Here is a 21,707-nt window from a genome sequence, read left to right as displayed (position 1 = left end):
GGCTTTTTTGATATTCAGAAAAGTTAAAATTATCCAAAAAAAAATATTGGGATTTGAATATTGAAGTCCTATATTTGTCCGTTTTTAAAATAGACCTATAATCAATAATTTGAGGAATAATGCAGAATAAAGGACTGATTAGAGTTTTTGCGATTTTGTTCGGCCTCGTGTGTCTTTATCAGCTATCGTTTACCTTCATTACGAACGGTGTAGAAGAGAAGGCAGAGGAGTTTGCGGCCAGTAAATATGGCGAAAATGTTGAGAATTATTCAGAACTAAGAGATCAGGCTGAAGCCAGGTATCTGGATTCCGTAGCCAATGAAGATATCATTGCAGGAATCACCTACAGCGACGCCAAAGAAAAAGAACTGAATAAGGGGCTTGACCTTAAAGGAGGAATCAACGTGATCCTTCAAATTTCAGTTAAAGACATTCTTAGCGGGCTTGCCAACGATTCACAAGATCCTGCTTTTAGAAAAGCGCTTGCTGAAGCTGATGCCGCACAGAGCGACAGTCAGGAAAATTACGTAGACCTTTTCTTTGAGTCTTTCAACAAGATACCTGGAGCCAAATTGGCTTCTCCTGATATTTTTGCGAACAAAACGCTTAGCGACGAGATCAATTATAACATGAGCAATGATGAGGTGGAGCCTATCGTTCGCCAGAAAATTGATGAGTCGATCACTTCTGCATTTGAAGTATTGAGAAAGCGTATCGATAAATTTGGTGTTACTCAGCCAAACATTCAGCGTCTTGGAAACTCTGGTCGTATCCTTGTGGAACTTCCGGGAGCCAAAGACATCAGCCGTGTGAAGAATTTACTTCAAAGTACCGCTCAGCTGGAATTCTGGCATGTGTATAAGAGTGGGGAATTCGGAAATTTCCTCATGCAGGCGAATGCTATCGCAATGCAGATGGACCAGAAAACAGAGCAGGCACAAACTGCTTCTGAAGCCGATACTATTCAAACCAGTGGTGATTCAGAAATCGATGATCTTTTGGCAGATGCCGAAGACAGTACTTCAGTAGATACTCCACAAAGCAGAGGTTTGCTTGGAATGATGGTTTCTCCTGGATATCCCCAGGGACCGGTTCTGGCAACCTTTAAAGTTCAGGATACAGCCAAAGTGATGAATTACCTGAGAAATCCACAGGTTCGTTCATTGCTTTCTTCAGATATGCGTTACGCGAAATTCGTTTGGGGTGTGCCAGATGACGAGTCTCAGACTACCGGTCTTTATGCTCTGAAAGGAAACCGTAACATGGAGCCGCCTCTAAGCGGTAATGTGATTACTGATGCCAGCCAGCAATATGATCAGCTAGGACGAGTGGCAGTGGAAATGCAAATGGATGGTACCGGAGCTAAGATCTGGGAAAATATGACTGGAAAAGCCTCTGCGGAAGGTAGCCAGATCGCCATCGTACTCGATAATATTGTGTACTCTGCCCCTGGTGTATCCAGTGGTGCTATTGCCGGAGGTCGAAGTGAGATCACCGGAGACTTTACGATTACCGAAGGTCAGGATTTGGCCAACGTTTTAAGAGCGGGTAAACTTCCTGCTTCTGCAGATATTATTTCCAGTGAAGTAGTAGGGCCGTCTCTTGGACAGGAGGCTATTGATAGCGGTATGATGTCTTTCATCATTGCCTTAATCCTGGTACTTCTTTGGATGATATTCTATTACGGAAAAGCCGGAGCCTTTGCTGATGTGGCGCTTGCCGTAAACATTTTATTTATTTTCGGTATTCTTGCCGGTCTTGGTGCAGTTCTTACCCTGCCTGGTATTGCCGGTATCGTATTAACGATCGGTATGTCGGTAGATGCGAACGTGCTGATCTTTGAACGTATCAAAGAAGAAATGGCGAAGGGTAAAATTCAGCGTGATGCCATTAAGGATGGATTTAGCAACGCACTTTCTTCTATCCTGGATGCAAACATTACTACTGGTTTAACCGGTTTGATCCTTTTCCTTCTTGGAACAGGGCCAATTAAAGGTTTCGCAACGACCCTTTTGATCGGTATCGCTACATCGCTGTTCACTGCGATTTTTGTAACCAGGTTGTTTATTGATGGGTATGGTAAAAAAGGGAAGTCTCTAGATTTCTCTACGGCGATTACTAAAAACCTGTTTACGAATATGAATATCGACTTCCTGAAAAAGCGCAAGATCGCTTACGTTGTTTCCGGAATCGTGATTCTTGTTGGAATTGGTTCGCTTTTCGTACAGGGATTGAACCAGGGTGTGGATTTTGTTGGAGGAAGAACCTATACGGTTCGTTTCGCTGACGCGGTAAACCCTACGGAGGTGCAGAATGATCTTGTTGCGAAATTCGGAAGTGCGGAAGCAAAAACTTTCGGTCCCGATAATCAGCTGAAGATTACGACCAAATATAAAGTAGACGAAGATGGAGCTCAGGTTGATGAAGAAATTCAAAGAGGTCTTTATGACGCTCTTCAGTCTTACCTTCCTTCAGATCTTACTTATGATGACTTTGTAGATGGCTCTGATGCCAAGACTATCGGAATCATGCAATCTATGAAAGTGGGTGCAACCATTGCCGATGATATTAAAAATGCCTCTTTCTGGGCCGTACTTGGTTCATTGATCGTGGTGTTCCTGTATATCCTGTTGCGTTTTAGAAAATGGCAATTCAGTCTTGGTGCGGTAGTCGCGGTTTTCCATGATGTATTGGTGGTATTGGGTATCTTCTCATTATTGTACAAAATCATGCCTTTCAACATGGAAATTGATCAGGCGTTCATTGCAGCGATTCTAACTGTAATTGGTTACTCGTTGAACGATACCGTGGTTGTTTTTGACCGTATCAGGGAATATGTGAATGAGCACGGTTCCTGGACACTCCAGAGAACGGTGAACGCGGCGCTGAACAGTACATTGAGCCGTACCTTGAATACCTCGCTTACCACCTTGGTGGTTCTGCTTGCGATCTTCATCTTTGGAGGTGAAAGCATCAGAGGGTTCATGTTTGCGTTGATAGTAGGTGTGATCGTGGGTACTTATTCGTCCCTGTTCATTGCTACTCCTGTAATGTATGACAGTGTAAAAAAAGACAATAAAGACGTTCTGAAAAAGAAGTCTAAGCAAACTGAAGAAGAGGCTGCAACGGCCTAATTTTTCAGCTATGTACGATAAGAAAAGCCTTCCAGTTTTGGAAGGCTTTTTTGTTGGGCGAAATTTCCTGAATCAGCGTTATTTGAATTCCACTGTTTGTTCTTGAGAACTTGTCGGTATTAAGTTTCAATACCTCGGAAGGAGTTGCTGAAAAAAGGAATGTGCCTATTGAATTGATTCTGATGTAGCCTGCTTAGCCTTCGGAAGGAGGTATTCCTGATTTACTCATTTTCGCCTGGAGAACTAGCTACTATGGGTTACTTAAGATTCAAGCTCAGGATAGCTTAGTATCATTGAAATCCTTCGGAAGGAGTGGTTGAAAAAAGGAATGTGCCTATTGAATGGAAATTCTAAGGTAGCCTGCTTAATATTCCGAAGAAAGTATTCTTGATTTACTCATTTTCACCTGTATACTAGGTACTTTAGGTACTTAAAATTCAAGCTAAGAATAGCTTAGTATCATTGAAATCCTTCGGAAGGAATATTTGAAAAAAGGAATGTGTCTATTGAATTCAGATCCTAAGGTAGCTTACTTAGCCTTCAGAAGAAAGTATTTTTGATTTACTCATTTTCGCCTGTAAAAAGAGCTACTATCCATTTCTTAAAATTCAAGCCTAAGATTGCTTCGTTAGAAATATAAATCCTTCTGAAATTCGGAAGTAAGATTTGAGAAAGAGGTTGGGCCTTACTGCCAACCAACTAATTAAACATCAAAAAGCCTTCCGTAGAGAAGGCTTGTATTTTAAAAATATGTAGCTTTTTATTCGTTCTTATAAAAATATATCCGATCGCCCTGATCCAGTTTCCATTCTTCACTTAATCCAGCGTTGATCTCCAGGATGAATTGTGCAGGACCCTCAGAAGGAAGGGAGGTTTCATCGAGGGGTTTAGCGTCTTTTTGAATACTTGCCAGCGTACTGTCTTCCCCAAAATAGAGAATATCCAGCGGGATATAGGTGTTTTTCATATAGAAATTACGAGGCCGGGAATCTTCGTAGACGAACAACATGCCCTGTAATTTTTCCATGCTTTTCCGGTACATCAGGCCGGTCTGGTGTTCGTAATCAGTTTCGGCAAATTCGATAGCCAGTTTTGGTAACGTGTCGCCTTCTTTTCGAATAAGATAAAGCGAGCCTTCTTCGGAAAATGTAATAGGTTCTGTAGTTACCGTATGAGAATCTTTGTCCGTGTTTTCACAGGAATTCATTCCGATAAGAAAAGTTAACGCAAGAACACTAAGACTTTTCCTGATCATACCGTGGTCTTTTTGGTTGGCCGATACATAAAGTACAGCCCTGCGATTACGAAAGGAATACTTAGCCATTGCCCTGTATTCAGCAGCCAGGTTCCGCGTTCTTCCACCTGTGGCTCCTTGATGAATTCCACAAAGAACCGAACGGTCCAAAGCAGTACCAAAAACAGTCCAAAAAGATAACCTTGCTTAAAGCGTTTTTCCGTTTTCCAGTAGATAAACCATAAAATGGCAAAGATTACCAGGTAGCTAACCGATTCGTATAACTGCGCCGGGTGGCGCGGGAAATCTTCACCGAGTTTCGCGAAGATCACACCATAATCTGAATGTGTTGGTTTACCGATGATTTCAGAATTAATGAAATTCCCTATCCTCACAAAAATGGCTCCGCTGGCTACCGGGATGACAATGCGGTCCAGGATCCAGAGAACGGGCTTCTGCAAGACTCTTTTAGAATACAGGTACATTGCAACGATAATCCCGATTGCGGCACCATGACTGGCAAGCCCCCGGAAACCGGTGAATTCGAATTCCGGTTCAAATCGCACGGGTAAAAAGATTTCCAGGATGTGATGTTGGAAATATGCCCAGTCGTAGAAGAAAACATGGCCTAATCTGGCACCTATTAGCGTTGCCAGTACGGTATAGATGAAAAGGGAATCCAATTTTTCAATTTCGATACCTTCCCTGGTGTAGATGCTTTTCATGATATACCATCCCAATCCAAAAGCGATGAGAAACATCAGGCTGTAATAGTGTAAGGTGAAAAATCCTAAATCCAAGCCTTCACTTGGGTTCCAGGTTATGGCGCTAAAAATCATAATTTTGTTTCAGTTTGGTGGTAAATATACGTATTTGGCTTTGTTTAAGTCTTTTTGTCGGGTGTTTTTCCAGGCACAGGATCATAACCCGATCCACCCCAGGGATGGCAACGGGAAATTCTTTTAAGTCCCATCCAGAATCCGTGGAACGGTCCGTGTTTCTGAATAGCTTCCAGCATATAACTGGAGCAGGACGGTGAGTACCTGCAACTATTAGGGGTCAATGGGGAAATAAAGTTTTTGTAAAACTTTACAATGGCGATCAGGATGTTGCTGAGCCATTTTTTAAGCATGCTCTTAATTTATGGAAAAAGTTGTTCCTTCCTTGCCGTCCTTCAGCTGAATTCCAAGCTCCAGCAATTGGTCCCTGATTTGATCACTCAGGGCGAAGTTCTTGTTCATCCTTGCTTCAGCTCGTAATTTGATCAGCAGGTCGATCGTGCCCGAAAGTTTATCAGTATCCACGGAATTTGTTTCAACTGCATCGGTCAAACCTAAAATATCGAACAGGAAAGACTTCATGCTGCTTTTCAGTTCGTCACGATCTTCTGAAGTGATCTTCAAACTTCCTTCTTTTACAGAATTGATCATTTTCACCGCATCAAACAGTTTGCTGATCAGGATTGGGCTGTTAAAATCATCATTCATCGCATCGTAGCAGGACTGCTTCCAGGTAGCAAGCTCAGCTTCTGAAGTTTCAGCCACAGCTAGTTCATCGATCGCGTAGTAGGCATCCATCAACCTGTTGAAACCTTTTTCGCTGGCCAATAGCGCCTCACTGGAGAAATCCAGCACGCTTCTGTAATGCGCCTGCAAAATAAAAAACCGAACTACATTTGGGGAGAATGCTTTGGTCAGAATGTCATTGTCTCCTGAGAAAAGATCTTCCGGTAAAATGAAATTCCCGGTGCTTTTGGCCATTTTCTTTCCGTTTAAGGTCAGCATATTGGCGTGCATCCAGTAGTTTACCGGTGATTTCCCGGTAGCAGCTTCACCCTGAGCGATCTCACATTCGTGATGAGGGAATTTTAAATCCATCCCTCCACCATGAATATCGAACTCTTCGCCAAGGTACTTCGTGCTCATAACGGTACACTCCAGGTGCCATCCAGGAAAACCGTCGCTCCATGGAGATGGCCAGCGCATGATGTGCTGTGGCTCCGCTTTCTTCCAAAGGGCAAAATCCTGCGGATTTCTCTTGTCGCTCTGGGCTGCCAGCTCCCTCGTGTTTGCGATCATATCTTCGATCGCACGGCCACTAAGTTTACCGTAGGCGTGATCTTTATTGAACTTCAACACGTCGAAATAGACCGATCCGTTCGCTTCGTAAGCATAACCGTTCTCGAGAATGGTCTTGATGATCTCGATCTGCTCCACGATATGGCCCGTAGCAGTAGGTTCAATGCTCGGAGGCAGGTTATTGAATCGGTGTAAAATATTATGAAAATCAACAGTATATTTCTGAACCACTTCCATTGGTTCGATCTGCTCGAGTCGCGCTTTTTTGGAAATACGATCTTCACCGCTGTCGGCATCGTTTTCCAGGTGTCCGGCGTCTGTGATATTGCGAACGTATCGAACTTTATAGCCTAAATGCTTCAGGTAGCGAAATACCAGATCGAATGAAATGAAGGTTCGGCAATTGCCAAGATGCACGTTGCTGTACACCGTGGGTCCACAAACATACATTCCTACATGTCCTTCATTGATCGGGGTGAAAGTTTCCTTGTCACCGCTCATCGAATTATAGATCTTTAAGCTTTGTTGCTCGTATAGCGCCATGAAATATGCTGATTTTTGGTCTTAAAAGGTAGTGTCTAACTTGATGTAATCCAGAAATTCCCGGCGTACATCTTTTTTCTGAAAGGCTCCTCCAAACTCACTGGTTACGGTACTGCTTTCAATATCCCTGATTCCGCGGCTGTTCACGCAAAGATGTTTGGCGTCGATTACGCAGGCTACATCAGGCGTTCCCAGTACATTTTGCAATTCCTGAACGATCTGCATGGTCATGCGCTCCTGGACCTGTGGTCTCTTCGCATAATAATCCACAATTCGGTTCATTTTGGAAAGTCCCACAACCGTTCCGTTAGAAATATATGCAACATGCGCTTTTCCAACGATTGGAAGAAGGTGGTGCTCGCAGGTAGAATACACGGTGATGTTTTTCTCAACCAGCATTTCACCGTATTTATACTTGTTTTCGAAAACGGAAGCTTTCGGCTTTCTCTTAGGGTCCAGGCCGCCAAAAATTTCATTCACAAACATTTTCGCCACTCGCTGCGGAGTTCCTTTCAGGCTGTCGTCTTTCAGGTCAAGGCCCAGCGTATGCATGATATTGCGAACATCTTCCCTGATTTTTTCAATCTTTTCACTGTCGCTAATCTCAAAGGCATCTTCTCTTAGTGGAGTTTCCGCGCTTCCGCTGGCATGGGCGTCACCCATTTCCTCGATCTCATTCAAAATTTTATCTATTTTCATGCTTTTTTGCAATAGTAGTCGGTTAAAACCGTATTGACTTGCAAAGATACATATTTATAGCATTTTAGCATGCTTCAAAAATAGACTGCTTTTTACTGATTGGGCTGAATATTTCCTATTTTGCAAACTATAAGGTGATTTGGGAGCATGAAACTTAATTTTCGCATACTGCTGACCCTCGCCATGCTGGGTATGGTAGGTCTTGTCAAAGCCCAGGGATCCTTGTGTTCCAATATTGAACCTTTTTGTGCGGGCGACCAGAGACTGGTTTTTGCCAATTCCAATGAAGAAAATACCGATGTAGACGTGGCGGAAGAAGGCCCGGATTACGGATGTCTTTCAGAGCAGCCGTTTCCCTCTTGGTTTTTTATGCAGATCGAAAAGCCGGGCGACCTCAAATTTACTCTTGCACAAAATACGCAAGCCGATTTTTCCGGAGCCGATCTCGACGTAGATTTTATTGTGTGGGGACCTTTCGAAAGGACTGACGATTTTTGCTCATATGACAACCTCACGGAAGAAAACCAGGTGGGTTGCAGCTATTCCGAAGCGGCTACCGAAACCATGACGATCAATAACGCGCAGGCGAATGCCATCTACATCGTTCTCATTACCAATTTTGAACGCTTACCAGGATTCATCAGTCTGCAACAGCAAAACCCCAACGCCGCCGGCCAGGGCTCGACAGATTGTTCCATTTTAGGGAATGCCCTGGGGGACGATATTGCGGTTTGTGGGGAGCAAGAATATGTCCTGGACGGAACCAGTGATGAAGCAAGTGCTTATGCCTGGTACGAACGACTCGAAGGCGAAAATGAATATACCGAGATCGCGGGAGAAGAAGGGCCTACTTTAACAGTTACTCAAAGCGGAGATTACCGGCTGATCTTGACAGATGTTCTGGGTGATAATAGCGAAGCCGACGATGTTACGGTAACCTTTTATGATAACCCGGAGATTGGTGTTGCAGGTGACTTATATTCCTGTGATAGCTCCGGAACTGTAGATCTCACCGAAAATGATGATGATTTTATCGCTTCTCAGGGCAGTGGTTTTTCAGTTCGTTACTATGAGACCCAGGTTGCTGCAGAAGAAGATACAAGAATTTCCAGTCCGGCAACTTTTAATTTTAGTGGGGAGCAATCCATATATGCGCGTGTGGAGAATGATGAAACCGGCTGTCTTTCGGAAATTGGCAGTTTTGAGCTGCTTGCGTATGATTTTCCGCAGTTGAACTTACCCGAATCTGCAGCCCTTTGTGTTTCCGAAGAGGGGAATCTCGTGAATGACCTGGTGCTCGGAGCAGATGTGGGGACGCAATTTTCATACGAATGGCGGGCAGGAAGTACCATTTTGGGTAATTCCGCAATTCTCACCTTAACGGAAGATCCGCAAGTGACTTTCCTGGAACTAATTTTGACCTCACTGGAAACCGGCTGCGAAACGAATTACCAGGTCAATCTGGAACAGGTATATGTTCCAGAGAATCTATCGGTGAATATTTCAGGTTCCGGGTTTGGAGATGGTTATACGCTGGAGCCAATGTTGGAAGCCTCCCGGGATAATCCTTTTGCGGAATATGAATACAGTCTGGATGAGGGAGCCTGGCAGGCTGCGCCTTTTCGCAATGTGAGTGCAGGAAATCATACTATTCGTGGTAGGGAAGTGAATGGTTGCGGCCCTACTTTAAGCTTTCATGTTTACCTGGTAGGTTATCCTAAATATTTCTCTCCTAATGGGGACGGGATTAATGATTACTGGAATGTTTTGAATGATGCTGAAGGCAGTATCAGGCGGCTATACGTTTTTGATCGCTACGGAAAATTGATCAAGCAGCTGGACCCCAGGAATGGTAAAGGTTGGGACGGAACCTACAACGGGAAACAGCTCCCGGCAGATGATTACTGGTTCCGGGTGGAAGTGCAAGATGTAAAAACCGGCGAGCGTCAGGAATATATGGCAAACTTCAGTTTAATAAGATAAAAAAAGCGCCCGGAGGCGCTTGCATTTTATAATCCGAAACTGAGTGTAAGAACAGCTCGAGATAGCGTCCTGTCTATACTGGTTGGATTCGTGTAACCTGTTTCAAAAACAGGGAGATTCTCATCATATTGAGTTTGTGAGTAACCAAGGTCCAGGTTTACACTTCCGAAGTTGTAACCAATACCTGCGCTGTAACCGGTAAGATCTCCAACTTTTACACCGTCTTTGAAGGGGCTGTTTTCAAAACGATATCCTGCGCGGAGACTCACGCGCTGAATACGGTATTCTCCACCAAGCTTATAGCTGGAAACTGCCTGCATTTCACTGGCAATTCTCGCATTAAGATCACTAAAAGAAGGGTCACCCTGAGGCCTGAACTCGATCTTGGAATAATCCTGATAGCTGTAATCAAAACTGATCAAGCCAGACTTTCCAAAGATGTACGCTGCACCGGCTGAAATCTTGGAGGGAATCTGATATTTATATTCGGGATATACGTTGATAATATTTGGTGCCACGGAAACATATTCGTCCAAATCACTGTTGGTTTCCAGGTATTGCGAGGTTTCTTCTCTAATGGTATACCATTCCGGAGAATTATATGTCAAGCCCAGGCGGAAATTTTCGTTTGGTTTGAAAATACCTCCAAGCTGAAAGCTGAATCCATCGCCGTTGGTAGAAAGGCTGTTTCCGAAGTAGACTTCGGTGGTTTCGCTTCCCGTATTGTTGTTCAGTTCCGCAAATTCTGTGCGATTCTCATAACTGATCAGGTGTGAATTCAGGTTTACGCCCAAATACAGGAAATCTTTGAATTGTGTTCCAAGGTTTATACTTAATTTACCATTCGTCCCGGTGGCAGCATATTGATAGGTCTGGTCAAAATTTCCGGGTTGTATATAAGAATAATAACTCGAATTGTCTGGGGTGTCGTTTTGAGCTTCGATCACATAAGCCTGGTAACCTAAAAATGCCTGTTGAGCGGCAAATCCGTAGTTTTCGCCCAGAAAGGAATAAAGGTCAGAAATGCTTTCATTATCTCTTGTTTGCAGCAGGTCCAGCTCGTAACCCTGTGCATATCCTAAGAAATACTGGTCTATGGAATTCGAAGAATTTCCGCGTACGCTGAAACTTTCCTCATAATTGTTGGTAGGTGTGTAGTTCAGGCCTAGACTGATTTTTTTCCAATTACTGTCATTGTTACTGTTGAATACAAAAACTCCTCCCAGATTCCCGATATCAAAATCGCTGTTATCACTTTGATCAAGTCCTCCATTAAAACCGATAGTATTTTCATTCCAGCTGTAATCCAGACTTGCGGAAGCACTGCTACTCAGAAAAACTGCGGAGGAAGCCGGGTTGAGGCTAATAGCTGAAATATCGCCGCCAAGGGCCGTGAAAGCACCGCTCATGGATATATAACGGGCTGTTCCGGTGAGTTCTGTTTTAGAATAGCGATAAGCGTCATTCAGGGTCTGGGAATGACCCGCCACGGTAATTGCGAGAAAGGCAATTAGGCTATAAATCTTTTTCATTTCATTGTTTTTATAAAAAAACCTTACAGATGGAAACTGTAAGGTTTGTATTTAAATTTCATTTATTCTTAGATACCACCTCTGCCTCTTGAAGCGCCAGAACTTCTGGAACTACTCGAGCTTCGGCTGCTACTGCTGCTACTTGAACTTCTCGTGCTCGAACTTCTGGAAGAAGAACTGCTTCGCGTAGAAGGGGTGTAACTTCTATTGCTGCTGGAAGAGCTGGACCTGTATGTAGGACTGCTGTTTGAACTTGATCTGGAATAACCGCTATTAGATCTAGAGGGAATGCTGGTATCAGTTCTGCTGGTAGACCTTGTGTAGGTTCGATTGCTATTCACATTACTTCGAGTTCTACTGTATTCTGAAGAATTGGCAGAATTGCTGCGAATATCGCGAATACTTCTGGAGTAGGAGGTATTCCTGTTGCTTCTCGAAACCACGCCGTTTCTTCCGTCATAATTTCTGGAATAGTCATAGGTTGAACCTCTTCTTCCGGAGTGATAGGCCACATTATTTTGCCAGTATCTTCCGCCATAATAAGGATAATAACCTCTGTAAGGATTGTAGTAAGGATAGTTATAAGGACCATAGAAACCACCATAACCCCAACCAAAACCAACATTCCAGTAAGGTCCGTAGCCGTAAGCCATTGAGCTACCCCAATAGCCACCTCCCCAGTAAGGCCCACCGTACCATGGGTCAAAAAATGGATCATAGAAACCTCTGTATCCCCAGCCCCAACGGGAGCCGTAGCCATAATACCAAGGAGAATAAAATCCTCTATTATAAATATTGATCGTGTAAGTATCTGGTGAATTACCCCAAGGTGCATAACCTCCAACATAAGCCACATCACCGCCAGTTTCAGAATAATCGTCGTAACCGGTGTTCGAGGAATAGCTTTCTACATCTGTAAAAATATCTCCCTCCAGCATTTCTCCCACCATTTGAGATTGCTGGGCGAAAAGATTTTGATAATAGGTATTATTGTTGCTTGGTTTTACCTCGGTAGTTTGTGGAGCTTCCTGCTCCCAGATTCCAGGTCTTGCCTCTCCATAAATTCCATCAGCTTCATATCCGGAATACTGGTAAGAGCTGCATGATGCCAGCGCCAGAAGAAGTGCTGGGGCAAACAGCAGGCTTAAATGTTGTTTGAAAAAGTAAATTAGTTTCATCGGTAATTCTTTTTATTGTTGGGCAGGCTAAAAATAGTTAGTTTTGCCCGAACAGGTTAGCGTCCTTACGCTGAAGAAGATACAAGTTTTATGCCAAATAACAAGTAATGGGTAAAAATCTAACGAGTAGAAATCAGGATTATTCAAAATGGTATAACGAGTTGGTGGTGAAGGCCGATCTGGCTGAAAACTCGGCAGTTAGAGGCTGTATGGTGATTAAACCTTATGGTTTTGCAATCTGGGAGAAAATGCAGGCAGAGCTAGACCGAATGTTTAAAAAGACCGGGCATCAAAATGCCTATTTTCCTTTATTTGTTCCGAAGAGTTTATTTGAAGCGGAAGAGCAGAATGCCGAAGGTTTTGCCAAGGAATGTGCTGTGGTGACCCATTACAGGCTAAAAAACGATGAGGATAGACCTGGGAAATTAAAAGTTGATCCCGAAGCCAAACTGGAAGAAGAATTAGTGGTGCGTCCCACTTCTGAAGCAGTGATTTGGAATACCTATAAAAACTGGATTCAATCCTATCGCGATCTGCCTATCAAAATCAATCAGTGGGCAAACGTGGTAAGATGGGAAATGCGTACACGTTTGTTTCTTCGTACGGCAGAATTCCTCTGGCAGGAAGGGCATACGGCGCATGCTACCAGGGAAGAAGCTTTGGAAGAAACCGAATTGATGAATAATATCTACGCCGAGTTTGTAGAGAATTTTATGGCAATTCCGGTGATCAAAGGTGCAAAAACTGAAAACGAACGTTTTGCAGGCGCCATGGAAACTTATTGTATCGAAGCCTTGATGCAGGACGGGAAAGCCTTGCAGGCTGGAACTTCACATTTCCTGGGACAGAATTTTGCCAAGGCTTTTGATGTTAAATACGCGACTCAGAACGGGGATCTGGATTATGTCTGGGCCACATCATGGGGTGTGTCTACCAGGCTGATCGGAGCATTGATCATGACGCACAGTGATGATAATGGTCTGGTTCTTCCGCCTAAACTGGCGCCAATCCAGGTGGTAATTGTACCTATATATAAAGGAGAAGAACAGTTGCAGCAGATTTCCGAAGTTGCCCACGAGCTGGTGGAACAGCTGGAAGAAGCAGGTGTTTCCGTGAAATTTGATGATCGCGATACCCAGAAACCGGGTTGGAAATTTGCCCAGTATGAGCTGCAAGGTGTGCCGGTAAGACTGGCTCTTGGACCAAAAGATTTGGAAAAAGGAACGGTTGAGCTTGCAAGAAGAGATACTTTGACCAAGGAATTCGTTAATCGAGGAGAAGTGGTTGAGAAAATAAAAGGCCTCATGGTGGAAATCCAGGAAAGCCTTTTCAATAAAGCCAGAGATTTTCGCGATGAACACATTACAGAGGTTGATAGCTTTGAGGAGTTTAAAAAGGTCTTAAAAGAAAAAGGCGGATTTATCGCTGCTCACTGGGATGGAACCCCGGAGACTGAAAACAGGATCAAGGAGCTAACCAAAGCCACTATCAGATGTATCCCTTTTGACGGGAAAGAAGAGCCTGGAAAGTGCGTGCTTACCGGAAAGGATTCAGCTCGAAGAGTACTGTTTGCGAAGGCTTATTAAAAAATTCAATTTTTTTCAATCAATATTTGTAGCATTGAAAAATAGTTGTATTTTTGCATCCGCATTTGAAACAAAATGGTCCGTTCGTCTAGGGGTTAGGACGCCAGGTTTTCATCCTGGTAACAGGGGTTCGATTCCCCTACGGACTACAAAGCCTGAAAGCGGCTTATAGCTTTCGAAGTGAATGCAGATTTTTCTGCAAATTGAAATAAATAATGGTCCGTTCGTCTAGGGGTTAGGACGCCAGGTTTTCATCCTGGTAACAGGGGTTCGATTCCCCTACGGACTACAGTTAAAAATTTTTTAAATAATTTATTGTAATGGCAAATCACAAGTCAGCGTTGAAGAGGATTCGTAGCAATGAAAGCAAACGCCTTAGAAATCGCTACCAACACAAGACGACCAGAAATGCGATCAAGAAGCTTCGTGATTCTGATAAGAAAGAGGCTGAAGGTATGTTGCCTTCTGTAGTTAGCATGATCGACAAGCTGGCGAAGAACAATATCATTCATGATAATAAAGCTGCTAACCTAAAGTCAAAATTGACTAAGCACGTCGCAGCACTTTAATTATAGCAGTGTTCAATTTATAGAAAATGCTTCCTGTTTTGGGAAGCATTTTTTATTATTTTTTCTTTTTTAGAAGACCGATAAACCGGTTAAGGTGGTAAGCCGTTCCAGCGCTTTCATTCCTAATTCAGAATTTCCTTTTTTATTCAGTATCGGGCTCCATACAGCTACAGAATATTGTTCGGGGTGTATAGCTACAATTCCCCCGCCTACGCCACTTTTCCCCGGCAAGCCAACCTGAAAGCTGAATTCCCCTGCTTCATCATAAAATCCGCAGGTTTGCATCAGCGCATTAATCCTTTTTACTGATTTAGGCTTCAGGATCTTTTCATCGCTTTCAAGCAACCTTCCCCGGTTTGCGTAGATCATAAATGCCTGCGCCAGTTGTTTACAGGACATGGCAAGGGAGCACTGATGAAAATAGAAATCCACGATATCTTCCACATCACATTTGATATTGCCGAGGGCTTTGATGTAATTAACAAGAGCCACATTGCGATAACCTGTAGATTTTTCCGAAGAAGCCACGCTCCGGTCATAATCAATATTTTCATCACCGGTAATGTTGCGTACAAATTCCAGTAATTCCTTCTTGGGATCTTCCAGTTGATCAACCAGAATATCACAAATGACCAGCGCTCCCGCATTGATGAAAGGATTTCGAGGAATGCCGCTTTCATATTCCAGCTGTGTCAGGCTGTTAAACGGGTCACCCGAAGGTTCCACGGAAACGCGATCCCATAAAGACTCACCCATAATCCGCATAGCCATGGAAAGGGTGAAAACCTTGGAAATACTCTGGATCGAAAATTTTTCTTTGCTATCGCCAAAACAGAAATGCTGCTTTTCACCATTATAGATGTGCATCCCAAACTTACGATGGTCTACCTTGGCAAGCTCCGGGATATAGGAAGCGACTTTTCCGCGTACATCGCGGTAGCTCATTTCTTCGTAAATCGTATCTAAAATTTGTTGATAATCCATTAGTTGAGATTGGTTAGGTCAGTGCCGGTTTGAACTTCGTAAGCGTCCTGATCTTTTTCAAAAATCCTGGCATCCAATTTACCTTTCAGCATAACTCGATCGGTTATTTCCAGCCAGCTTCCTTCGCGTAATCCAACAACCGGCTGCGAATTGAGAGTATGAAATTCTTTAATTCGGGTTTCCCGTGTTTCGCCTTTATGCCTGGAATTTGGATCAGGGTCAAGGTAATGCGGATTAATATTGAAAGGAACTAAACCTAAAGTCTTGAAGGATGGCGGGTAAATAATTGGCATGTCGTTGGTAGTTTGCATACTGAGCCCGCCAATATTACTGCCGGCACTGGTCCCAAGATAAGGAGTTCCGTTTCTTACACTTTCCTGCAATACAGGCATGACCTTATTCCGATATAATTCGGAAACCAGCAAAAAAGTATTTCCGCCTCCAGTGAAAATTGCCGGTGCTTCCCGAACAGCCTCCGCGTGATCGTCAAATTCATGAAGGCCTTTCACCTGAATGTCAATTTTCGAAAAAGCCTGGCGAGCGGTTTCCGTATAATCTTCATGGGTAATACCGCCGGGCCTCGCATAGGGAATGAAAAGGACAAAGTCACAATTCTGAAAATGAGTTTTCAGTTCCGGTAGAATATATTCCAGGTAGGCCTGCCCATGAAGGGTGGAAGTGCTGGCTAAAATCGCTTTCATAGAATTCTTTTTTCTTCAGTAAAATTAGAGAATAAGCCTTTGAACTTAAAATTTTTGGGCCTTTAAAGGCTAAAACCTAAAAATGAGCGTTATAAAATTATCCGAAACCTAACCAACCAGTCATTGTCTTCAGTAAAAAGTATCACATCACTACTTTTCACGTTTAGCATTTTCTTTGGTGCCAAGGCTCAGGATTCATCAATTTTCAGGGGTTATATTCAATCAAAGAATGAGCAGCCGGCCGGTGGTGTGAACATCATCAATTACTCCACCGGTACCGGGACCTCCAGTGATGAAAATGGGTATTTTGCCATTCCCGCGAGGCTTGGCGACAGCATTTACTTTTCTTCCGTGCAGTTTGAAAATAAATTGCTCGCAGTGACTGCGGAAATGATTTCGGGAGAATGGATGATCGTGCTGGAAGAGCGACTCAATGAACTGGATGAAGTTCAAATCAGTGATCTGCGGTTAAGCGGTTACCTCGAAAATGATCTGGAAGCTATGCCTATTTTTAAAAGGGAAGCCTACGGAATCCCATTTCCTAAAAAATACCGAACTCCTGCTGAAAGAAGATTATTTGCTGCAACCACAGGAGCCGGAGGGACAAAGTTAAGCCTGGCTAATGCGTTGATGGGAACCGTTCCGCTGGATCCTATTCTGAATGCGATCAACGGTCGAACGAAATATTTGAAAAAACTGGACCGGCAGGATAAACTGGAAATAAGTGTCTGGAAAGGAATTAGCCTGTTTCCCGAACATTTTTTCACCGATCACCTCCATATTCCTAAAAGCGAGATCGAGAATTTCGTATTTTATTGTGCCTATCAGTCCACTTGTCAACAATTGCTGGCTGGAGATGACCTATTGGCCCTTGCCCGATTTTTTGAGGAGCAGCAGCAGGAATTTTTAAAACTTCGTGAAATTGATGAATAATTTTCGATATTTTTTCCTGCTATTGGTGCTATCATCGGCCATAAAAGTCTCGGCACAGGACACCCAGGTCTTCAGCGGAAGGGTGGTAGACGAAAGTAATATGGCCGTGCAAGGCATTAATATTATCAATCTCGATCGGGGAACTGGAACTTCCAGCCAGGAAGACGGTAGTTTTGAATTGCCTGCCCAACTCAACGATAGTATTTATTTTTCAGCTGTACAGTATGCCAATAAGACCGTGGTTTTTGAAGCTTTGATGATTGGCGGAAATAATGAGATCGTTCTGCAGGATCGGCTGGATGAGCTCGATGAGGTTTTGATCAGCGATATCAAACTATCCGGACATATCAGTCTGGATCAAAAAAACCGGGAGCTTTCGGTGTATGAAAAATTCGGAATTCCTTTTCCAACACCACCCCCGCCAATGATTGACCGGCAGCTGCAATTCATGCAGGGAGCGGGCGACCCGGTAAGTGCGATCATTTATTCGTTGAACGGAAAGCGAAAATTGATGCAAAAAGCCAAAGAAAAAGCAACAACCAAAAAGCTTGTGATGGAAGCTTACGGATTGTTACCTTTGAATTATTATCCGGATGAGTTGGGAATAGAAGAGGAAGAAATTCTGAATTTTCTATATTATCTCGCTGATTTTCCCGTTTTTAAGACTCTCGTTCAGTCTAAATTGCTGTTTGATTTGATGGATTTTATGAAAGAACATTCCGGGGGTTTCCTGGAAATACGAAATTTGCCTGCTGATGAATAAAATTACGCTCCTACTTTTGGCCATTTTTTTCCATTTTTCTGCCATCGCGCAGGATGGGATCAAGGGCCGTGTTGTCTCTCTGGAAGATCCTACAGGGATTGAAAACCTGAACATTCTGAACCTAAGCTCTGGCAAAGGAACCAGCAGTGATCGGGAAGGGTATTTTCAAATTCCGGCTTTGAGCGGGGATACGATCCTGTTTTCTTCCGTTCAACATGTAAACCGAAAAATAGTAGTTTCCGAAGCTATGCTGAAAAAAGGCAGTTTTGGAGAGATCTTGCTGGATGAGGAGATCAATGAACTGGCTGAAGTGCTGGTGGATGATATTGAACTTTCCGGATTTCTCCAAAGTGACATCAATAAGATTTCGGTCAAAGAGGTTGAGCGAAAAAACCAGATGCAGCAGATTTTGAGCGATGTGGTGAAAAAAGACCGGGAATTAAATCCATATAAAAAGCGCAACAGTATGGGCGGTCTGGATCTTAAAAAGGTCGCTGGTGTGGTCGCAGAGGCGCTGGAAAAGAAACAAATAGGAACACCGCTAATCAGCGATCCAAAAGAGTTGCGAGCCAGAGGTCTGGAAATGGCTGGTATGGCCTACTTCAGAAAAAGCCTTGGTTTGAATACTAACGAAGTGACGAATTTTCTGTTTTTCTGCCAGAAAAACCCCATTTTCAAAAAACTGGTGAATGACGACAACGCTTTTGCGCTCCTGGAATATTTTGATTCTCAAATTGATAAATTTCGGGAATGGCGAGGCACCGAATTCAATAATTCAGATTCTTTGAGAAAAGAAGTGGATTCGATTTAAACTTTTTTGTTGCTTTGTAGTCCTATACACGCATTCTGAAAAACCGGTCTTTGGTTTGATATTTGTTTCAGAATGGTAAAAAAGTTTATGAAAAGTTATATCCTCCTGTTTTTGTGTGTTTTCAGTCTTAGTTCTTTTAAGACTTCTTTGCACAAAACTTACCTGAGCGTTACAGAAGTGGAATACCGCGAGCAGGATCAACGCCTGCAGATCGTTTCCCGCGTTTTTATTAACGACCTGGAAGAGGTACTGAGTAAGCGCTATCAGGAACAGATTAGCTTATCATATAAGCAGGACCTGAAAACGCATCAGGATCTCATGCAGGAATACTTTTCCAAAAAAATGCACATCAGTGTAAACGGGAAGGAGCGAAAACTGAAACTTCTCGGCAGTAAATTTGATGCTGACCAGATCGTATTATTTATCGAGGTAGACGGGGTGGAAGATTTTCAGAAGATCCAGGTTCAGAATCTTGTGCTGACCGACCTTTTCGATACCCAGAAGAACATCGTGAATGTGAAGAAAAACGGCGAAACCAAATCGGTGATGCTGATGAAGGACGAGAGTACCGGGGTATTAAGTTTTTAAATTTTCCGTAAATCGAATTAGTTTAATTATTTTTAGCAATCTTTTAAAATAAAAACACTTAAATGAAGCGACTAAACTTGTTATGCTCTGCATTTTTGATGTTTGCTGTGATGGGAATGACCGCCCAGGAAAATGAACAACAGGAAACACCAAAGCAGGAAGGACACACCAACACTAACAAATTCCGGCAAATGTACCAGGAATTTGCTACTCCTAATCAATATCGCACCGCCTCAGGTGCTCCGGGGCCGGCTTATTACCAAAATGAAGCCGACTATAAGATGGATGTGACGCTGGATGATAAAAACGCCGTTCTAAGCGGTGAAGAAACCATTACGTATCACAACAATTCTCCGCAGGATCTTGAATATTTATGGTTACAGCTGGACCAGAACATCCGTAAGAAAGATGCGCCAGCTTTGGAAAGAGACGGTGATGCTGTAGCTCCGGCCAATTCCACTTCTAGGTTTGCTGATAAATATCTTCAGGAGCCATTCGACGGAGGTTTCAACATTGAAGCGGTTTCTCAAAACGGAAAGCCTTTGAAATACATGATCCATCAAACCATGATGCGAATCGATCTTCCGCAGTCTTTAAAGGCCGGAGACAGTTATACTTTCAGCATTAAATGGAATTATAATATTAATAACCACGTGACCAATCGTGCGCGTTCTGGTTACGAATATTTTCCGGAAGATGGGAACAGAGCTTACCAGATTGCTCAATTCTTCCCAAGAATGGCTGTTTACAATGATGTAGAAGGCTGGCAAAATATGCAGTTCTGGGGAAGTGGTGAATTTGCGTTGCCTTTTGGTGATTATGAAGTGAATATCACCGTTCCTGCAGACCATATTATGGAAGCAACCGGGGAACTTCAAAACAGGGGAGATGTGTACTCCAAAGATATGATGAAGCGTTACGACCAGGCCAAAAAATCTTTTGATAAGCCTGTAGTAATCGTTACTCAGGAAGAAGCTGAAAAAGCTGAAAAAGGTTTTTCCAATAAAACGAAAACCTGGAAATACAAAGCTGAAAATGTACGTGATTTCGCCTTTTCCACTTCCAGAAAGTATATTTTGGATATGATGGCCGTAGACGTAATGGGAAAAGATGTCATGGCAGTTTCGCTTTATCCAAAAGAAGGAAATCCTTTATGGGGAGACTGGTCTACCAAAGTAGTTGCCAGCACGCTTAGCAGCTATAGTAATCATACTTTCCAATATCCATATCATAAGGCGGTTTCAGTACACGCTAAGAACCAGGGGATGGAATACCCAATGATTTGCTGGAACTATGGTCGTCCAGATGAGAACGGCCAGTACAGCGACCGTACGAAATTCGGAATGATGAGTGTGATCATTCACGAGGTAGGACACAATTTCTTCCCGATGATCGTGAACTCTGATGAGCGCCAGTGGGGCTGGATGGACGAAGGGATCAATACTTTTGTTCAGTATATGGCTGAGCAGGAGTTTGGAGAGAAGTATCCGGAAGCAATTGCTCCGAACAGCAATTATCCTTCCAGAAGAGGAGAGCCTAGTAAGATCGTTCCTTATATGAAAGGCAACCAGGATTACATTGCGCCAATCATGTCGAATCCTGAAGAAGTTTACCAGCTTGGTAACAACGCTTACGGAAAACCGGCTACAGCACTAAACATCTTAAGAGAAACCGTAATGGGACGTGAGCTATTTGATTACGCTTTCCATACCTATTCTCACAGATGGATGTTCAAGCACCCAACCCCGGAAGATTTCTTCAGAACAATGGAAGATGCTTCCAGTATCGATTTGGATTGGTTCTGGAGAGGCTGGTTCTATACTACTGATAATGTAGATATCGGGATCAAAGAGGTGTCTAAATTCTACGTGACCGATCAGCCTACCGAAGCTGGTAGAAAAATGTTGGAACAATATGGAACAACTCCGGAGCAGGCTGATGCACTTTATGTAGTAAAAGAAGAGGACGCAGATTTCAAAGCCGATATGAAGAACAAAACCGTATTGGAAAATGCTGAAAAACTGAACCAGTACGTAATGGATAATTTCAGTGCGGAAGAACGCAGTAACATGAAAACACCAAAATACTTCTATCAGGTTACTTTTGAAAAGCCAGGAGGATTGGTGATGCCGCTGATTATCGAAATCACTTATGCTGATGGAAGTACCGAGAAAAAAACGTACCCGGTACAGGTTTGGAGAAAGAACGACGACGTGGTAAGCAAAGTAATGGCTACTGATAAGGAGATCACTAAGATCGTGGTAGATCCAGATATGGAAACGGCTGATGTCAACGTAGATAACAACAGCTGGCCTAAAACTGAAAACAAAAGCGAATTCGACGAATTCAAAGAAAGTCAGGATTAATTTTTCCTGAAAAAATATTAAGCCG

General features: G+C 43.2%; 18 protein-coding genes and 2 tRNA genes. 11 read left to right on the top strand and 9 right to left on the bottom strand.

Annotation, left to right across the window (positions count from 1 at the left end):
• Positions 1-119 precede the first annotated feature (119 nt).
• Complete coding sequence (gene secDF / locus GRFL_RS03480) at positions 120-3,134, top strand: protein translocase subunit SecDF (protein WP_083643309.1); 3,015 nt, start codon at positions 120-122, stop codon at positions 3,132-3,134.
• Positions 3,135-3,894: 760 nt separating this feature from the next.
• Here the strand turns inward: secDF and GRFL_RS03475 are convergent.
• Genes GRFL_RS03475 through folE form a run of 5 tightly spaced genes read right to left on the bottom strand, consistent with a single transcriptional unit; the run spans position 3,895 to position 7,688 of the window.
• A complete protein-coding gene (locus GRFL_RS03475) occupies positions 3,895-4,389 on the bottom strand; it encodes a DUF192 domain-containing protein (RefSeq protein WP_083643308.1) in 495 nt (164 codons plus the stop codon).
• Positions 4,386-5,207 carry a prolipoprotein diacylglyceryl transferase gene (gene lgt / locus GRFL_RS03470; protein ID WP_083643307.1) on the bottom strand — a complete coding sequence of 274 codons (822 nt, stop codon included), beginning with the start codon at positions 5,205-5,207 and terminating at the stop codon, positions 4,386-4,388. The genes GRFL_RS03475 and lgt overlap by 4 nt, the downstream gene beginning before the upstream one ends.
• A gap of 44 nt (positions 5,208-5,251) precedes the next feature.
• Positions 5,252-5,500, bottom strand: coding sequence for a membrane protein insertion efficiency factor YidD (gene yidD / locus GRFL_RS03465; RefSeq protein WP_083643306.1), 249 nt, complete (start codon positions 5,498-5,500; stop codon positions 5,252-5,254).
• A 4-nt stretch (positions 5,501-5,504) separates the two neighbouring features.
• Positions 5,505-6,989 (bottom strand): cysteine--tRNA ligase, encoded by a 1,485-nt coding sequence (gene cysS / locus GRFL_RS03460; RefSeq protein WP_083643305.1) that lies wholly within the window; start codon positions 6,987-6,989, stop codon positions 5,505-5,507.
• Positions 6,990-7,010: 21 nt separating this feature from the next.
• A complete protein-coding gene (gene folE / locus GRFL_RS03455) occupies positions 7,011-7,688 on the bottom strand; it encodes a GTP cyclohydrolase I FolE (RefSeq protein ID WP_083645944.1) in 678 nt (225 codons plus the stop codon).
• 147 nt (positions 7,689-7,835) lie between these two features.
• Between folE and GRFL_RS03450 the strand changes: the two genes are divergently transcribed.
• Entirely contained in the window at positions 7,836-9,671 is a 1,836-nt protein-coding gene (locus GRFL_RS03450; protein WP_083643304.1) for a T9SS type B sorting domain-containing protein, read from the top strand.
• Positions 9,672-9,697: 26 nt separating this feature from the next.
• On the opposite strand, the gene GRFL_RS03445 is transcribed toward GRFL_RS03450, so the two are convergent.
• Positions 9,698-11,203, bottom strand: a complete 1,506-nt coding sequence (locus GRFL_RS03445; RefSeq protein WP_083643303.1) for an OmpP1/FadL family transporter — start codon at positions 11,201-11,203, stop codon at positions 9,698-9,700.
• A gap of 68 nt (positions 11,204-11,271) precedes the next feature.
• Positions 11,272-12,381, bottom strand: coding sequence for a hypothetical protein (locus GRFL_RS03440; RefSeq protein WP_083643302.1), 1,110 nt, complete (start codon positions 12,379-12,381; stop codon positions 11,272-11,274).
• A gap of 107 nt (positions 12,382-12,488) precedes the next feature.
• Here GRFL_RS03440 and proS point away from each other — a divergent pair, with 107 nt between their 5' ends.
• The 4 genes from proS (at position 12,489) to rpsT (ending at position 14,536) form a co-directional block, all read left to right on the top strand.
• Positions 12,489-13,967: a proline--tRNA ligase gene (gene proS / locus GRFL_RS03435; RefSeq protein WP_083643301.1), complete on the top strand. Its 1,479-nt coding sequence runs from the start codon at positions 12,489-12,491 to the stop codon at positions 13,965-13,967.
• A 77-nt stretch (positions 13,968-14,044) separates the two neighbouring features.
• A tRNA-Glu gene (locus GRFL_RS03430) sits at positions 14,045-14,116 on the top strand.
• A 68-nt stretch (positions 14,117-14,184) separates the two neighbouring features.
• Positions 14,185-14,256: transfer RNA gene (locus GRFL_RS03425), tRNA-Glu, on the top strand.
• A 31-nt stretch (positions 14,257-14,287) separates the two neighbouring features.
• Entirely contained in the window at positions 14,288-14,536 is a 249-nt protein-coding gene (rpsT, locus tag GRFL_RS03420) for a 30S ribosomal protein S20 (protein ID WP_083643300.1), read from the top strand.
• A gap of 69 nt (positions 14,537-14,605) precedes the next feature.
• Here rpsT and GRFL_RS03415 read toward each other — a convergent pair whose 3' ends face one another.
• Both GRFL_RS03415 and pepE read right to left on the bottom strand, forming a co-directional pair.
• On the bottom strand, positions 14,606-15,520 hold the full coding sequence (locus GRFL_RS03415; RefSeq protein ID WP_083643299.1) for a glutaminase: 915 nt from the start codon (positions 15,518-15,520) through the stop codon (positions 14,606-14,608).
• Entirely contained in the window at positions 15,520-16,221 is a 702-nt protein-coding gene (gene pepE / locus GRFL_RS03410) for a dipeptidase PepE (RefSeq protein ID WP_083643298.1), read from the bottom strand. The genes GRFL_RS03415 and pepE overlap by 1 nt, the downstream gene beginning before the upstream one ends.
• Positions 16,222-16,344: 123 nt before the next feature.
• Between pepE and GRFL_RS03405 the strand changes: the two genes are divergently transcribed.
• The 5 genes from GRFL_RS03405 (at position 16,345) to GRFL_RS03385 (ending at position 21,682) form a co-directional block, all read left to right on the top strand.
• Entirely contained in the window at positions 16,345-17,154 is an 810-nt protein-coding gene (locus GRFL_RS03405; protein WP_083643297.1) for a carboxypeptidase-like regulatory domain-containing protein, read from the top strand.
• Positions 17,147-17,917: a peptidase associated/transthyretin-like domain-containing protein gene (locus GRFL_RS03400; protein WP_083643296.1), complete on the top strand. Its 771-nt coding sequence runs from the start codon at positions 17,147-17,149 to the stop codon at positions 17,915-17,917. Before GRFL_RS03405 ends, GRFL_RS03400 begins: the two co-directional genes overlap by 8 nt.
• Positions 17,910-18,728: a peptidase associated/transthyretin-like domain-containing protein gene (locus GRFL_RS03395; RefSeq protein WP_083643295.1), complete on the top strand. Its 819-nt coding sequence runs from the start codon at positions 17,910-17,912 to the stop codon at positions 18,726-18,728. Before GRFL_RS03400 ends, GRFL_RS03395 begins: the two co-directional genes overlap by 8 nt.
• Positions 18,729-18,815: 87 nt before the next feature.
• The gene (locus GRFL_RS03390) at positions 18,816-19,316 is read left to right on the top strand and encodes a DUF6702 family protein (protein ID WP_139839198.1); all 501 of its coding nucleotides are present in this window, start codon (positions 18,816-18,818) and stop codon (positions 19,314-19,316) included.
• Positions 19,317-19,378: 62 nt separating this feature from the next.
• Complete coding sequence (locus tag GRFL_RS03385) at positions 19,379-21,682, top strand: M1 family metallopeptidase (RefSeq protein WP_083643293.1); 2,304 nt, start codon at positions 19,379-19,381, stop codon at positions 21,680-21,682.
• The last annotated feature ends 25 nt before the right edge of the window (positions 21,683-21,707 follow it).

Source organism: Christiangramia flava JLT2011 (assembly GCF_001951155.1).
Lineage (GTDB): Bacteria > Bacteroidota > Bacteroidia > Flavobacteriales > Flavobacteriaceae > Christiangramia > Christiangramia flava.
Note: the sequence above shows the minus strand (reverse complement) of the source record. Positions and strands in the feature narration are given on the sequence as shown.

Bases quoted from the DNA above. Each gene is read 5' to 3' on its own strand.
- secDF (WP_083643309.1), top strand. From the start codon at position 120: ATGCAGAATAAAGGACTGATTAGAGTTTTTGCGATTTTGTTCGGCCTC.
- GRFL_RS03475 (WP_083643308.1), bottom strand. From the start codon at position 4,389: ATGATCAGGAAAAGTCTTAGTGTTCTTGCGTTAACTTTTCTTATCGGA.
- lgt (WP_083643307.1), bottom strand. From the start codon at position 5,207: ATGATTTTTAGCGCCATAACCTGGAACCCAAGTGAAGGCTTGGATTTA.
- yidD (WP_083643306.1), bottom strand. From the start codon at position 5,500: ATGCTTAAAAAATGGCTCAGCAACATCCTGATCGCCATTGTAAAGTTT.
- cysS (WP_083643305.1), bottom strand. From the start codon at position 6,989: ATGGCGCTATACGAGCAACAAAGCTTAAAGATCTATAATTCGATGAGC.
- folE (WP_083645944.1), bottom strand. From the start codon at position 7,688: ATGAAAATAGATAAAATTTTGAATGAGATCGAGGAAATGGGTGACGCC.
- GRFL_RS03450 (WP_083643304.1), top strand. From the start codon at position 7,836: ATGAAACTTAATTTTCGCATACTGCTGACCCTCGCCATGCTGGGTATG.
- GRFL_RS03445 (WP_083643303.1), bottom strand. From the start codon at position 11,203: ATGAAAAAGATTTATAGCCTAATTGCCTTTCTCGCAATTACCGTGGCG.
- GRFL_RS03440 (WP_083643302.1), bottom strand. From the start codon at position 12,381: ATGAAACTAATTTACTTTTTCAAACAACATTTAAGCCTGCTGTTTGCC.
- proS (WP_083643301.1), top strand. From the start codon at position 12,489: ATGGGTAAAAATCTAACGAGTAGAAATCAGGATTATTCAAAATGGTAT.
- rpsT (WP_083643300.1), top strand. From the start codon at position 14,288: ATGGCAAATCACAAGTCAGCGTTGAAGAGGATTCGTAGCAATGAAAGC.
- GRFL_RS03415 (WP_083643299.1), bottom strand. From the start codon at position 15,520: ATGGATTATCAACAAATTTTAGATACGATTTACGAAGAAATGAGCTAC.
- pepE (WP_083643298.1), bottom strand. From the start codon at position 16,221: ATGAAAGCGATTTTAGCCAGCACTTCCACCCTTCATGGGCAGGCCTAC.
- GRFL_RS03400 (WP_083643296.1), top strand. From the start codon at position 17,147: ATGAATAATTTTCGATATTTTTTCCTGCTATTGGTGCTATCATCGGCC.
- GRFL_RS03395 (WP_083643295.1), top strand. From the start codon at position 17,910: ATGAATAAAATTACGCTCCTACTTTTGGCCATTTTTTTCCATTTTTCT.
- GRFL_RS03390 (WP_139839198.1), top strand. From the start codon at position 18,816: ATGAAAAGTTATATCCTCCTGTTTTTGTGTGTTTTCAGTCTTAGTTCT.
- GRFL_RS03385 (WP_083643293.1), top strand. From the start codon at position 19,379: ATGAAGCGACTAAACTTGTTATGCTCTGCATTTTTGATGTTTGCTGTG.